The 13,027-nt window shown below is 72.9% G+C and carries 20 protein-coding genes; 17 read left to right on the plus strand and 3 right to left on the minus strand.

Annotation, left to right across the window (positions count from 1 at the left end):
• The first annotated feature begins 22 nt into the window (after window positions 1-22).
• Together AC24HA_RS04735 and AC24HA_RS04740 are read left to right on the plus strand one after the other, a co-directional pair.
• Window positions 23-169: a hypothetical protein gene (locus AC24HA_RS04735; protein WP_425709740.1), complete on the plus strand. Its 147-nt coding sequence runs from the start codon at window positions 23-25 to the stop codon at window positions 167-169.
• Window positions 170-289: 120 nt separating this feature from the next.
• Window positions 290-730, plus strand: coding sequence for a YtoQ family protein (locus AC24HA_RS04740; protein WP_425709741.1), 441 nt, complete (start codon window positions 290-292; stop codon window positions 728-730).
• A gap of 34 nt (window positions 731-764) precedes the next feature.
• Here the strand turns inward: AC24HA_RS04740 and AC24HA_RS04745 are convergent, their stop codons facing one another.
• The gene (locus AC24HA_RS04745; protein WP_425709742.1) at window positions 765-1,541 is read right to left on the minus strand and encodes a DNA alkylation repair protein; all 777 of its coding nucleotides are present in this window, start codon (window positions 1,539-1,541) and stop codon (window positions 765-767) included.
• A gap of 160 nt (window positions 1,542-1,701) precedes the next feature.
• Here AC24HA_RS04745 and AC24HA_RS04750 point away from each other — a divergent pair, with 160 nt between their 5' ends.
• The gene (locus AC24HA_RS04750; protein WP_425709743.1) at window positions 1,702-2,772 is read left to right on the plus strand and encodes an ankyrin repeat domain-containing protein; all 1,071 of its coding nucleotides are present in this window, start codon (window positions 1,702-1,704) and stop codon (window positions 2,770-2,772) included.
• A gap of 199 nt (window positions 2,773-2,971) precedes the next feature.
• Window positions 2,972-3,793 carry an alpha/beta fold hydrolase gene (locus tag AC24HA_RS04755; protein ID WP_425709744.1) on the plus strand — a complete coding sequence of 274 codons (822 nt, stop codon included), beginning with the start codon at window positions 2,972-2,974 and terminating at the stop codon, window positions 3,791-3,793.
• Here the strand turns inward: AC24HA_RS04755 and AC24HA_RS04760 are convergent.
• On the minus strand, window positions 3,790-4,710 hold the full coding sequence (locus AC24HA_RS04760; RefSeq protein ID WP_425709745.1) for an EamA family transporter: 921 nt from the start codon (window positions 4,708-4,710) through the stop codon (window positions 3,790-3,792). The two genes, AC24HA_RS04755 and AC24HA_RS04760, sit on opposite strands and share 4 nt — an antisense overlap.
• Before the next feature lie 69 nt (window positions 4,711-4,779).
• Here AC24HA_RS04760 and AC24HA_RS04765 point away from each other — a divergent pair, with 69 nt between their 5' ends.
• From AC24HA_RS04765 to AC24HA_RS04790, 6 genes are all read left to right on the plus strand, one after another.
• Complete coding sequence (locus tag AC24HA_RS04765; RefSeq protein WP_463648579.1) at window positions 4,780-5,655, plus strand: LysR family transcriptional regulator; 876 nt, start codon at window positions 4,780-4,782, stop codon at window positions 5,653-5,655.
• A gap of 39 nt (window positions 5,656-5,694) precedes the next feature.
• Complete coding sequence (locus tag AC24HA_RS04770; RefSeq protein WP_425709747.1) at window positions 5,695-6,240, plus strand: hypothetical protein; 546 nt, start codon at window positions 5,695-5,697, stop codon at window positions 6,238-6,240.
• A gap of 180 nt (window positions 6,241-6,420) precedes the next feature.
• A complete protein-coding gene (locus tag AC24HA_RS04775) occupies window positions 6,421-7,341 on the plus strand; it encodes an alpha/beta fold hydrolase (RefSeq protein ID WP_425709748.1) in 921 nt (306 codons plus the stop codon).
• 136 nt (window positions 7,342-7,477) lie between these two features.
• Window positions 7,478-7,816, plus strand: coding sequence for an ArsR/SmtB family transcription factor (locus AC24HA_RS04780; protein WP_425709749.1), 339 nt, complete (start codon window positions 7,478-7,480; stop codon window positions 7,814-7,816).
• Window positions 7,813-8,244 (plus strand): SRPBCC family protein, encoded by a 432-nt coding sequence (locus AC24HA_RS04785; protein ID WP_425709750.1) that lies wholly within the window; start codon window positions 7,813-7,815, stop codon window positions 8,242-8,244. Before AC24HA_RS04780 ends, AC24HA_RS04785 begins: the two co-directional genes overlap by 4 nt.
• On the plus strand, window positions 8,237-8,632 hold the full coding sequence (locus tag AC24HA_RS04790; RefSeq protein ID WP_425709751.1) for a hypothetical protein: 396 nt from the start codon (window positions 8,237-8,239) through the stop codon (window positions 8,630-8,632). Before AC24HA_RS04785 ends, AC24HA_RS04790 begins: the two co-directional genes overlap by 8 nt.
• Window positions 8,633-8,669: 37 nt before the next feature.
• Here the strand turns inward: AC24HA_RS04790 and AC24HA_RS04795 are convergent, their stop codons facing one another.
• Window positions 8,670-9,071: a TraR/DksA family transcriptional regulator gene (locus AC24HA_RS04795; protein ID WP_425709752.1), complete on the minus strand. Its 402-nt coding sequence runs from the start codon at window positions 9,069-9,071 to the stop codon at window positions 8,670-8,672.
• Window positions 9,072-9,135: 64 nt separating this feature from the next.
• Between AC24HA_RS04795 and cmtR the strand changes: the two genes are divergently transcribed.
• From cmtR to AC24HA_RS04830, 7 genes are all read left to right on the plus strand, one after another.
• Window positions 9,136-9,495 (plus strand): Cd(II)/Pb(II)-sensing metalloregulatory transcriptional regulator CmtR, encoded by a 360-nt coding sequence (gene cmtR / locus AC24HA_RS04800; protein ID WP_425709753.1) that lies wholly within the window; start codon window positions 9,136-9,138, stop codon window positions 9,493-9,495.
• Entirely contained in the window at window positions 9,468-10,175 is a 708-nt protein-coding gene (locus AC24HA_RS04805) for a cation diffusion facilitator family transporter (protein WP_425709754.1), read from the plus strand. Before cmtR ends, AC24HA_RS04805 begins: the two co-directional genes overlap by 28 nt.
• 22 nt (window positions 10,176-10,197) lie before the next feature.
• The gene (locus AC24HA_RS04810; RefSeq protein WP_425709755.1) at window positions 10,198-10,659 is read left to right on the plus strand and encodes a methyltransferase family protein; all 462 of its coding nucleotides are present in this window, start codon (window positions 10,198-10,200) and stop codon (window positions 10,657-10,659) included.
• A gap of 217 nt (window positions 10,660-10,876) precedes the next feature.
• Window positions 10,877-11,131, plus strand: coding sequence for a type II toxin-antitoxin system Phd/YefM family antitoxin (locus tag AC24HA_RS04815; protein WP_425709756.1), 255 nt, complete (start codon window positions 10,877-10,879; stop codon window positions 11,129-11,131).
• Window positions 11,128-11,517, plus strand: a complete 390-nt coding sequence (locus AC24HA_RS04820; protein ID WP_425709757.1) for a type II toxin-antitoxin system VapC family toxin — start codon at window positions 11,128-11,130, stop codon at window positions 11,515-11,517. The genes AC24HA_RS04815 and AC24HA_RS04820 overlap by 4 nt, the downstream gene beginning before the upstream one ends.
• 74 nt (window positions 11,518-11,591) lie before the next feature.
• Window positions 11,592-12,053 (plus strand): VOC family protein, encoded by a 462-nt coding sequence (locus AC24HA_RS04825; protein WP_425709758.1) that lies wholly within the window; start codon window positions 11,592-11,594, stop codon window positions 12,051-12,053.
• A 76-nt stretch (window positions 12,054-12,129) separates the two neighbouring features.
• Window positions 12,130-12,996, plus strand: a complete 867-nt coding sequence (locus tag AC24HA_RS04830) for an AraC family transcriptional regulator (protein ID WP_425709759.1) — start codon at window positions 12,130-12,132, stop codon at window positions 12,994-12,996.
• Window positions 12,997-13,027 lie beyond the last annotated feature (31 nt).

Raw genomic sequence — 13,027 nt, forward strand, 5'->3', positions numbered from 1 at the left:
GTACCCAGCGCCACATCGGGGTGTGCCCACGACATCCGCGCCCCTCGTCACCAGTGCGGTCGTGGTCATCTGGTGCTTCGCGGCCTGGCTCGTGCCGGTGCTCGTCGGCTCGGTGATCTGGTGCCGTGCCGTGCGGGTGCTGACGGGTCGGGGCGCGCGTGCGGCGTAGGTGGGACCGCCGCGCGGAGAGCCGGGCATCGACCGCGTTGGCTCCTCGTGTCGAACCCGTGGCATGGTGGGGACGAGAGCGGGCCGCACCCGACCGCACGCCCCCGAGGAGTCTTCGACGATGAGCTTTTCCGTCTACCTGTCCGGCGAGATCCACACCGAGTGGCGTGATGAGATCCGGCGGGGTGCGGAGGCCGCCGGCCTGGACGTCGCCTTCACCGCCCCGGTGACCGACCACCCTGCGAGCGACGCCGCCGGCGACCACCTGGGCCCGACGGACAGCCAGTTCTGGCGCGACCACCGGTCCGCCAAGGTCAACGCCATCCGCACGCGCACCCTCATCGAGCAGAGCGACCTGGTGGTGGTGCGCTTCGGGGATCAGTACAAGCAGTGGAACGCCGCCTTCGACGCCGGTTACTGCGCCGCGCTCGGCAAGCCGTACGTGACGCTCCACGACGCGGACATCATCCATGCGCTCAAGGAGGTCGACGCCGCGGCCCAGGCCTGGTGCACGACCACCGACCAGGTGGTCGAGACCCTGCGGTACGTCCTCCGGCCCTGAAGGATCCGTATCGACGGTCACGGCGTCGGACCTTCTAGATGCCTCGTTCCCACAGGATGACCTCGAACAGCTCGCCGACCTGGCGCTTCCCCATGCGGGCGAAGCCGAGGCTCTCGTAGGAGCGTCCCGCGAGCCGCGCGAGTGGTTGCGCGCCGAGGGCTGGTCCGCCGAGGCCGAGGGACACGCCGACCGGCTTGCACCGCATGACGACGACGCGCCTCTTACCCGACGCGTGCTTGCGGTAGATCGTCACGGCGGAGGCAACGCGTGGGTGCCGGTCCTCCGCGAGGCGGTCGGCGATCTCGAGCCCGCGCCTGACGTCGGCATCGGACCCCTTCTTGATGAACCACAGCGGGGCGGTGATCGCCGACCGTCGCCTCAGGGGGTCCCGCGATCGCGTGAGGTCCTGAAGGACGGAGAAGGCGGTCGCGCCGACGAGGACCGGCCAGCCGAGCACGCGGGGCGCTGCGCGATCGACCATGTCCCACGTGCTGACGGCATCGTGGTGGTCGAGGTAGAGGCCGGCGAGATCCGCCCGCCCCTCGTCGTCGAGGCGTCGTCGGGCGCGGAAGTCCAGGATGCAGAAGGCGGCGAGGCGAGGCTCGTACGCAGGGTGCGCAAACAGTGCCTCGAGCTCCGTCCGCGGGACGTCGGTGGCCCGCTTCGCGATGTCGAACAGCGTGCCCATCCGGACGCCGATGACCGGTTCGTCGTCGGCCACGCGGGCGCGGATCCGAGAGACCTCACCGGCGTCGGCCGCGCCGTGCAGCGCGTCGACCAGGTCGTCCGCCGTGCTCAGGGAGTCACCCATGCCGAGAGGCTAGCCAGTGTGTCGGGCCGAGCCGTCGTTGCCGGACCGATGACCGGGTGCGATACTCCGTGCGAGAGCGCGTCGGGCGGGGGAACCATGTCGCTGGAGGACCGTGCCTCTCCACGACCTGCGACAGCCGCCGACGGAAAGGTGTACGCGCATGGCACGGAAGCGCAAGACGCTCCCCAAGGACTTCCAGCGGATGCTCACCTCGGCATCGCTGACGGAGCTCGTCGCGGTGTACGACACCTGCGAGCTCGACGCGTACGGCGGGTACCGGAGGTCGACGGCCCTGGGCTTCCGGGACTGTCCCGACGAGCTCATCGTGTGGCTCGTCGAGCAGGGGCTCGACGTCGACTCCCGTGACTCCGCGGGTCGCACGGCCCTGGCCGATCGGGCGCAGTCCGCCATGCCGGGGCATGTCCGGCAGATCGGGCTGCTGCTGTCGCTCGGGGCGGACATCGAGGCGACCGGGACGGACGGCCGCACCCCGTTCCAGAATGCCGTGCTCCTCCTGAGGGCCCGCGCCGCCGAGCTGCTCGCCGAGTACGGGGCGGCGGTCTCCGGCGACGGCTGGGACCCGACGACGCTGCTGGAGCTGGCCCTCGGTCGGGTCGAGAACGCGACCGTCACCGAGGCCGTGCCGATCGCCCGCCTGCTCGTCGCACGAGGGGCGTCGGTCACTGACGGGATGCGGGACCGGGTCGAGCGGATCGGCGCGAGCTTCGAGCACTATCGCGATGTCTTCGCCGCGGACAAGGTCGACGAGACCGACGCGGCCCTGCGTGAGCTGTACGCGATGTTCGACGTCGAACCCGTCGCGAGGCGGGTGATGCACGACGGCTCCTCCCCGATCGTCGTCCCGGCCGGCAGCTGGCGGGAGCAGCACGCCGCGCTGTGGGAGCTCCTCGTGCCCGGGACGGGGGCCGCGGCGACCCGTCAGGGGGAGGTCATCCGCATCACCGGCAAGGTCGCCGACGAGATGTTCCGCAACGGTGGGGCGAACTGGGGCCCCGACTACCGGGCGATGATCGATGCGGTCGTCACCACGATCGGTACTCAGGCACCGCTCTCCCCGGACGCCCTCGCCGAGGCGCGGGACCTCGGCGAGCGGACCCGCACCGGCCGGGGCGCCGACGCCGACCTCGCGCGCCTCACGGAGCTCGCGGTCGATTGGGTGACGCGGAACCCCGAGCCGCTCCCGCTCGGCGACGTGCCGTACGCCCGCTGAGCAGCCCCCGTCAGGGCGTCGGATGCGGCGGACGCCGAACACCGCGCGTGCTGCGCTCGGTGGCGAGCCCGAGCCGACCCACCTCGCAGAGCGACCGCCGCCGGCCGCCAGGAGTGCGAGCGTCGCTGCTCGATGTCGACGCCGCGGCGTATCGTCCCGCCGTGCCGGCGTCCGCCGCGCACCGACCGGAGGGAGTCACGTGAACCCCGAGGCGTCCGTGGTGCGACGCGGGACCGGCATGCCGTTGGTGGCGATCCATGGCAACGGCGTGGATCATCGCCTGCTCCTGCCGCTCGACCCGTGTTTCGACGACGGGTGGGAACGCCTCTACCTCGACCTCCCGGGGTTCGGCGGCGCGCCCGCGCTGACCGGCCACGGCGACCTGCCGGACCTCGCGCGGTGGCTCGTCGACGCGGTCCGCGGGCTCGTCGGGACGGCTCCGTTCGCCCTGCTCGCCAACTCGCTCGGCGGGCTGCTCGCCCGGCACCTCGTTGCGCAGCTGGGCGAGCAGGTGGTCGGGATCGCGCTGATCGCGCCCGTGGTCGACCCGGACCCGGCCCGGCGCACCCTGCCGGACCGTCTCGTGGTGGAACGGGACGACGCGCTCCTCGCGTCGCTGCCCGCTGACGACCGCGCAGAGTTCACCGGGATCGCCGCGCGCCAGACGGCGGAGTCGTGGCTGGCGTTCCGCGACCACGCGCTGCCGGGCATCCGGTCCGCCGACCCGACGGCGATGTCCCGGCTCGCGGCCCGGTACGTCCTCGACGACGTGCCGGAGGCGGTGTCACCCCCGTTCGTCCGCCCCGCTCTCGTCGTCACGGGCCGGCAGGACCACGTGGTCGGGTACCGCGACCAGCTCGGGCTGCTCGACCACTACGCGGCCGCGACCTACGCGACTCTCGACCGGGCCGGGCACAACGTGCACCTCGAACAGCCGGACGTCGTCTCGGCCCTGGTCCGGGAGTGGTCGCGCCGGGTCCGGGGTGCTGCGCGTGGCCCCGGTGTCGCCAGGCAGCGCTAGCCGCACCGACGTCGTGACGATCGGCCCAGCCCACGTGCGGAGACGACCGCGTTGCCGAGGACGATGAGCGCGATACCCGCCCACTCGTTCACCGCGAGCTGCTCACCCAGCAGGACGAGCCCGGCGAGCGCCGCCCAGACCGGGTTGATCGAGGTGAACGTCCCGAACAGCGCCGCCGGGACGCGGCGCAGGGCCTCCAGGTCGGCGACGTAGGGGACGATCGACGACAGCAGCCCGCAGGCGGTCGCGAGCAGCAGCGCGGACGCGGTGGGTGGACGGGCGGCGAACCAGAGCACCGCCACCGGGAGCCACGCCAGCGCGGTCACGGCGGCTGCCACCGCGGTGCCGTGGAGTCCCGGCAGCCGCCGACCCACGGAGCGGTTGAGCAGGATGTAGGACCCCCACGCCACGGCGGCGACGAGAGCGAGCGCGATGCCGAGCACGTCCGTCGTCGGGCCCGGGCTCGTGAGTACGACGACGCCCGCCCCCGCGAGGATCGCGCAGGCGACGTCGAGCGCCCGCCGCGAGCCGGCGATCGCCACGGCCAGGGGTCCGAGGAACTCCAGCGTGACGGCCAGACCCAGACCGATGCGCTCGATGGCCAGGTACAGACTGAGGTTCATCACGCTGAACACGACCGTGAGCCCGAGGACCGGGGACCACTGGGCCCTCGTCAGCCCGCGCAGCGGCGGTCGGACGGTCGGTAGCAGGACCGCCGCCGTGACCAGCTGGCGAACCGCGACGACCCCGACGGGCCCGATCGCAGGGAACGCCGTCGCCCCGAGGGCGGCTCCCGTCTGGTTGGAGGCCGAGCTGCCGAGCATCGTCGCGATCCCCGCCGCACGCCGGCGCGGGCTCGCGGTCGCTGACGAGCGGGCGGGGTCCTGCTGCGCATCTGCGACCGACGACCGACTCATGCCCGTCACGCTAGGAAGGCCGTTCCGATCCACCACATGCATGGAGCGGTCGTGCCATACGCTTTCCTCATGGAGTGGTCGTTGCGCGAGCTGGGGGTGTTCGTCGCCGCGGCCGAGGCGGGGTCGTTCACGGACGCCGCGATCGAGCTGGGCGTGTCCCAGGCCGCCGTCTCCCGGACGATCGCCTCCCTCGAACGGACCGTGGGAACCCGCCTGCTGCGCCGAGTGTCGCGGGGCTGCGAGCCGACCGGGGCCGGCAGCCGGCTCCTCCCACCCGCCCGCCGGGTGCTCGCGGAGGCCGACCGGTTCGAGGAGCTCCTGCGTACGCGGCACGAGCGGCTCCGCCTCGGGTACGCGTGGGCCGCGCTCGGGGCCCACACGGCCACGCTGCAGCGGTCCTGGGTTCGCGAGAACCAAGAGATCGAGCTGGAGCTCGTGCGCCACAGGTCGCCCACGGCGGGACTGGCCGAGGGGCTGTGCGACGTCGCGGTCGTGCGCCGCGACGTCGACGAGAAGCGCTTCGGGTCCGTCGTCGTCGGCCTGGAGCGTCGCCTCGTCGCCTACGCGGACGACGACGCGCGCTGGGCGAGGAGGCGCAGGCTGACCCTGGCCGAGATCGCCGGACGCACGGTGGCCGTCGACCCCCGCGTCGGTACCACGACCCGTGACCTGTGGCCCGACGGAGGGGGCCGCCCCGAGCTCGTCGAGACGTCCGACGTCGACGTCTGGCTCGACACGATCGCCGCCGGGCGCGCCGTCGGCGTCACGGCCGAGGCCACCGCGCACCACCATCCCCGGCCCGGCATCGCCTATCGGCCGGTGACGGACGGGCCCCGAATAGCGGTCCGCCTGGCCTGGTGGCGCGATGCACGTCCGAGCGGTCTCACCGAGCTCGTGGATGCGGTGACCCGGCTCTACGCCGGCGGACGCGTTCCGGCGCCCTGAGTACCCTCGGGCGATCACGACCACCGACGGGGGAGGGGCATGCTGACGGACTACCTGCGCGATCACGCGTTCACGATCGCCTGGTTCGGCCTCATGGCCTTCGTCTGGTTCGGCTGGGGCCAGGAGGACCCGCCCGCGAGCTGGCGGTGGCGCCTCGGCGTCGGGTCCGGGCTCGGCCTCGTGCTGGCCGGCGCCTTCGGCGCGTCCGTCGCCGTGCACTGGGGCGGCGGCTCGGCGCTCGAGGGGCGATACCCGTGGTTCGGGGCGCTCGTCGCCGCCGAGGTGCTCCTCGCGGGCGCCGGATGCCTGTGGCTCTGGCGCGTGCGCCGCACGCGCTGGATGGCCTGGTGGGTGGCGGTCTTCGTCGCCCTGCACTTCATCCCGCTCGCGTTCTTCCTCGGCGACGCCTCGCTCGCCGTCCTCGGCCTCGTCCAGCTGGTGGCGCTCGCCGTCCTCGTCCCGCGGCTCGCCCGGGACTCAGTGGCGACCAGCCGCCTCGTCGGGCCGACGATGGGTGTGACCCTGCTCCTGCTTGCCGCGGTGTCCGCCGTCGTGCTCCTCGTCAGGTACGGCTCGCCCTGGTGACGCGTGCCCACCGGATACCCACTCCCGCCGGTGGGTCGGACGGGTGGCGAGGCCGCCCCGACCCCTGACGCCGTCGGAATTGCGGTGGACCGTGCCGACCCCGGGCCGCACGCTGGGTGCCGTCCGCGCCGTGCCCCACGGCGCTGCCGACCCGGCCGGACCCGACCTGAGGAGACACGCATGGCGAGCCGCCGCACGCTGCTGATCGGAGCCGCCGTCGCGGCCGTCGTCGTCGGGGGAGTCGTGGCTCGCTCGCGGGTCGGGCGGCGGTCGGGTCCGCCGGAGCCTGCCGTGCGGCGGACCTTCACCACTCCGACCGGGATGGACGTCGTCGTCCTCGGCGACGGTCCGCGGACGATGCTCGTCATCCCGGGCGGCCCGGGCAGCGAGATCTCCGACGGCGGCATCGGGCGGATGATGGAGAAGGGCCTGTGGCCGTACGTCGAGGCCGGCTGGACGGTGTGGATGGCGACCCGGCCGCGCCACATGCCGCCCGGGCACACGGTCGCGGACATGGCCGCCGACCACGCGCGTCTCATCGACGACGAGATGGGCCACGCGGACGTCGTCCTCGGGCAGTCGTTCGGCGGGATGATCGCCTTCCACCTCGGGGCGGACCACCCGGGCGTGGCCGATCGATTCGTCGTCGTCGGTGCCGCCGCCACCCTGAGCGACTGGGCGAAGAGCCTGGACCGCCGGCTGCTCGCCGCCGATCGTGCCGGACATCCCCACGAGGCCGACGCGGTGCTGGTGGAGCTCCTCGTCGACCTCCCGGACCTGCCCGGGGTGCGCGCGCTCGCCGGGCGGGCGATGGGCGCGATGCTCGCGCGGGGGCGCACCCCGAGGTCCGACCTTCTCGTCGAGGTCGCCGCGGAGGTCGCCTACGACGCGCGCGAGACGCTCGCCCGCATCGCCACGCCCGTCCTCCTCCTGGGCGGGGGGGCGGACCGCTACTTCCCCGTCGAGGCGCTCACGGCGACAGTCCAGGGCATCCCGGGGGCCGACCACCGGATCTACCCCGGCGTCGGGCACGTCCAGCTCTTCGGCGACCCGCGGGTCCCGCGCGACGTGCTCGACTGGCTGGCCGGTAGCGCCGATTGACCGCCTCTGCTCCGGACCTGGCGCCGGTGCCGGGTCCGGCGCAGGACACCCCGTGCGGCACGTTTCGGCCGCCACGCCGCACGGCCATGCGGCGCACCCTTGATTCATCGGTAACAACCGATGTATTATGCGTGCCATGGGGAGGCCGACGGCACAGCCGGACGTGTTCACGGCGATCGCCCACCCGCGGCGCCGCGAGATCCTCGCGCTGCTCGCCGCCGAGGACCGGGCCGTCCGTGACCTCGTCGAGCCGCTCGGACTGGCGCAGTCCACCGTGTCCGAGCACCTCGGCGAGCTGCGGAAGGTGGGGCTCGTCGTGAGCCGCACGCACGGTCGGGAGCGCGTCTACAGCCTGCAGGTCCGGCCGTTGGGCGAGGTGACCGACTGGCTCGCCTCGCTCGACCGGTTCTGGACGGAGCGGATCAGCCTCCTCGGCCACGTCCTTGACGACCTCGAGACGAAGGACCAGACATGAGTCGCATCCACAAGACCGCGGACTTCGACGTGCCGGCATCGACGCTGTGGCGCGCACTGACCGAGCCCGAGCTGCTGGCCACCTGGCTGATGCCGAACGACTTCAGGCCCGAGGTCGGCCACCGGTTCACCATGACGACCGAGCCGGCGCCGATGTTCGACGGCACCGTCCACCTCGAGGTCCTCGAGATCGAGGCGCCGCACCGCATGCGCTGGTCCTGGCGGGGCGGGCCGATCGACACCATCGTCACGTTCGAGGTGGTCGAGACCGGGCCGGACTCCTGCCGCTTCGAGTTCCTCCAGGAGGGCTTCTCCGGCCTCGGTGCCGAGTTCGCCCGCGTGTTCCTCAGCGGCGGCTGGAAGAAGACGACGCCGCTCCTGCGTGCGGTCGCCCGCACGCTGCGCACGACGGCGGCGAGCCATGACTGACGCCGCCGCGCTCGCGCGCAAGCTGCAGGCCAAGCCGGGCGCCACCGTGTGGACCTGGCCCGAGTCGGACGACCTGCCCGAGGCGCTGCGCGGCGCCCACGAGGTCGTGCCCGGTCCGGTGACGGAGGCCGACGTCGCCGTGCTGCTCACCGAGGACCGCGCGGCGGTCGACACCGTCCTCGCCGACCACCTCGAGGAGCTGACCGACGTCGGCGCGGTGTGGATCGTCTACGCCAAGGGCAACCGGACCGACGTCAACCGCGACACCCTGTGGGTCCAGCTGGCCGAGTACGGATGGCGCGCCGTCTCCCAGGTCTCCTGGTCCGACACCCGATCGGCCCTGCGTGTGCGGCCGCTGCGCGAGGGGGAGGTCCCGCGCACGGCTTAGGAGTAGCCGGCCAGGACGCCGGTGGCGTGCTCTCGGTTCAGCGCGCGCACCCGACGCAGGTGGTCGCCTCCGGCCGGACCGCGAGCCGTGCCGGCGGGATCGGGTTCCCGCAGACCGTGCACCGCCCGCCCTCGCCCCGCTCGCGGCGGGCGAGGGCGTCGTCGATCGCCGCCAGCGCCTCGAGCCGCATCCGTCGCAGGCCCTCGAGCCGCGACCACTGCGCCGACAGGGGTTCGCCCTCCGGGTCGTGCTCGTCGTCGTCGGACCCTGCCCGGCGTGCGCTGCGCAGGGCGTCCAGCTCCTGCTCCACCTCGGCGAGCCGCGCGGCCGCCTCCGCCCGGCGGGCGTCGAGTCCGCCCGCGGTCGGTGCGACCTCGAGCGCGCCGTCCGCGGCCGGCCTGCGCGGTTCGGTGGGTCGCGACGACGATGTCCCGTTCATCGGCCCAGTCTGCCCCGTTGTCGCCCTCTTCCCCTCAGGTCAGCGCTCACTGTATGGTCAGCGCATGCTGACCATTGCTTCGCGGGTGGACGCGATGAACCGGCTCGGTCGGGCCATGGCGGACCCGACCCGGTCCCGCATCCTGCTCGCGCTCCTCGACGGGCCCGGCTACCCGGCTCGCCTCGCCCGCGACCTCGACCTCACGCGTCCGAACGTGTCGAACCACCTGTCCTGCCTGCGCGGCTGCGGCATCGTCGTCGCCGAGCCCGAGGGTCGGCAGACCCGGTACGAGATCGCCGATCCGCACATCGCCGCCGCGCTGACGGCACTGGTCGACGTCACACTCGCCGTCGACGAGAGTGTCCCGTGCGTGGACCCGCGGTGCCCGGTGCCGGGATGCTGCGAGCCCGAGGCGGCGCGGTGACGGTCACGGCGCTCAGCCCGGCCCGCACCGAGATCCTGCGACGGCGGATCCGGATCGTCGTCACGATCACGATCAGCTGGAACGTCATCGAGGCCGGCGTCGCCCTGCTCGCCGGTCGGGCGGCCTCGTCGGCCGCGCTCATCGGGTTCGGGCTCGACTCTCTCGTCGAGGTGCTCTCCGCCGCGGCCGTCGCCTGGCAGTTCGCCGTGCCGGACCACGTGCGGCGCGAGAAGATCGCGCTGCGAGTGATCGCCGTGTCCTTCTTCGCCCTGGCCGCCTACGTCGGGGTCGATGCGGCACTGTCGCTGCTCGGGGCGCGCGAGCCGGAGCACTCACCGGTCGGTATCGCGATCGCGGCGCTCAGCCTCGCCGTCATGCCGTTCCTCAGCTGGTTCGAGCGGCGCACCGGACGCGAGCTCGGGTCGGCCTCCGCCGTCGCCGACTCCAAGCAGACGCTGATCTGCACGTACCTGTCGGCGGCGCTCCTGGTGGGACTGGTGCTCAACAGCTTGCTCGGCTGGGCCTGGGCCGACTCCGTCGTCGCGCTCGTCATCGCCGCCGTCGCCGTCCGCGAGGGCGTCGAGGCGTGGCGGGGCAACGCGTGCTGCGCTGCGCCGGCCGCCGTGCTGTCCGGCGAGCAGGAGGCCGACCCGTGCACGGACGGCTGCTGTGCGCGCTGACGGGAGTGCCGACGAGGTGCCGGTGACGCCGAAGGGCCGGATACCGCCCCTCGTGCTCATGATCGGTGCGTTCGGCGCGCAACGGCTGATCGCTCGCAGGCGCGTTGCGACCGGAGCGACGCGGGCCGGGGCTTCGGCTCTGCTGGCGGCATCGGCCTGGCTGATGGGCCGGTCGATCCATGAGTTCCGGCGCCGGCGCACGACAGTCAACCCGGTCGCCATCGGTGCCGGCTCGTTGGTCACGTCGGGACCGAACCGTCTCACCCGCAATCCCATGTACCTCGGCATGGCTGGAGTCCTTGTCGCTCACGCGCTCAGTCTGAGATCGCCGGTGGCAGTCCTACCGGCCTGTCTGTTCACGGCAGTCATCGACCGCGTCCAGATCCCCGCCGAGGAGGCTGCGCTGCGGTCGCTCTTCGGGGACGAGTACGACGCCTACGTCCGGGCGACGCCGCGCTGGCTGATATCTCGTCTCCCGGCGTGACCTGTCCGGCACGGCCTGTCCGGCACGATCACCGACCAGCTGGTGACGACCCTGCGTCAGGGCCCGCTCCTTCTCGTCGAGCGCAGCGTCGAGGCGGTCGAGCGGCGCGGTCGCGGTGCGCCGCGGTGTCGCCGGCCGCCTCGGCCCGCTCACCGGCACGCGGGATCGACAGGAACGCGCAAGGTGCTACGGGTGCTACGGGTGCTACATTTTCCCTGTGGTCACCAACGTCTCGCACCGCGACCTTCGCAACCGCAGCGGCGAGGTCCTGCATGCCGTCGCGGCAGGTGAGTCGTACACCGTGACGAACCGGGGGAAGCCCGTCGCGCGGCTGGTCCCGATCGCCGAGGCCGCCGACTCCCTGCCGCTGCACCGTCCGGCATCGATCCGCGGAGAGTTCTCCCACCTGCCCCGGCACGTGATCGCGACCCCGAGTGCCGACTCGATCGACGACCTTCGGGGCGAGCGTTGACGAGGTTCTATCTCGATACCTCGGCAGCGGCCAAACTGCTGGTCGAGGAGCCCGAGAGCGTCCCGCTTGCAGCGTGGGCCGACGATGCCGAGGTCCGCCTGGTAGCCACGCACCTCCTCGAGACCGAGCTGCGTCGGTTCGCAACCCGACACGACCTGCCGCAGGCCGCAGTGTCATCGATCCTCGACCGGGTCGACCTCCACGATCTGCCGCCGAGCCTCTACCGCGAGGCAGGGCTGCTGGCCGGTGCGACGCTGCGCTCTCTCGACGCCCTGCACCTGGCCGCCGCGATCCGCCTGGACGTCGAAGCCCTGGTCACCTATGACATCCGCCTCGCAGAGGCGGCCGAGGAGCTGGGCATTCGGGTCCGTGCGCCGGCACCCTGATTGCCGCGCCGCACCGGGCCGGGCCGGGCCGGGACCGCGCCGGCTGGCGCACGGCCGCCGACTACGTTGGAGAGATGGTCGTCGTCGCCCAGATCAACCTCATCGTCGCGGACATCGAGGTTAGCCGCGCCTTCTACGCACGACTCGGGGTCGAGTTCCGTAGCCGGAACCGGCACGGGGAGGGCGTTGCCGAAGCATGGGTGGCCACCAACACGGGCGTGACGATGGTGATCCACTCGACCGCGTTCGCCGCATGGTGGGACGAGACGGCGCCACGGCCAGTAGCCGGCGGCCCTCAGATCGATCTGGAGCTCGGGTCCGCGCGGCAGCTCGACGACCTCGTCGCCGAGCCGGACGGCGTCGGTGCCGACGTCATCAAGGTGCCGACCGACATGCCGTGGGGCCAGCGCTTCGCCATCGTGCGTGACCCGGACGGGCATCGTGTCGGCCTCAAGGCGCCGATCGAGCACGAGCGACCAGCCTCGGGGTGGCGCGGGCCGACCGTCTCCGACGACGATCGCGCCGCTCGTCGGTAGGCACGATCGGATCGGGCCCGTACGGTCGGGCGGCCAGGGTGCCGGGTGACGATGCTGGAGGCCGAAGGGAGCCGCAGTGATCGATCAGCTCAACCGCCTCGTCGACGAGATCGAGACGCATCTCGGCGACGGCGTCGACCTCGACGGGTGCGCCCGGGGACTCGGGACCACCGGGTACCACCTGCGCCGGATGTTCTCGTCGTTGGCCGGGATGCCGGTCTCGGAGTACGTCCGGCGCCGGCGCATGACTCTCGCCGCGGCCGACCTGGTCGGTGACGACGACGTCCTGACGATCGCGGTGCGCCACGGCTACGGGTCCACCGAGGCGTTCGGCCGGGCGTTCCGCTCCGTGCACGGCGTGAGCCACAGCGTGGTCCGGCGTGCCGGCGGCCCCCTTCGCAGCCAGGTCCGTCTCAGGTTCCACCTGACCGTCGAAGGGAGCATCCCCATGGACGTCCGCATCGCCGACCGCCCCGCCTTCCGCCTGATCGGGCACGCCGCCCGGGTGCCACTCATCCATGTCGGCGTCAACCCGCACATCCAGGAGCACGTCGCCGCGATCCCCGCCGAGGAGCACGACAGGCTCAAGGCGATGAGCTCGACCGAACCACCGGGGCTGCTCCAGGTCAGCGCCGACGTCGACGTCGACTACACGGAGGGCACCGCGCTGACCTACCTGCACGGCGTGGCGGTCCGGGCCGACGCGCGCGTGCCGGACGACCTCGACGCGATCGAGGTGCCGGCCGGGGCGTGGGCCGTCTTCCGAACCTCGGGCGAGCATCCCTCTGCGCTGCAGGACGTCTGGGCGGCGACCGCCACCGAGTGGTTCCCGTCGAACCCGTGGCGCCTACGGCCGGGACCGTCGATCGTCGCGGTCCTCGAGCGGTCGGACGACTTCCGCACGGCCACCTGCCAGCTGTGGCTGGCTGTCGAGCGCGACTGACCGCGAGCTACGCCGGGTTCCCGGCCGCGCA

The organism is Georgenia sp. Z1491 (genome assembly GCF_057652395.1).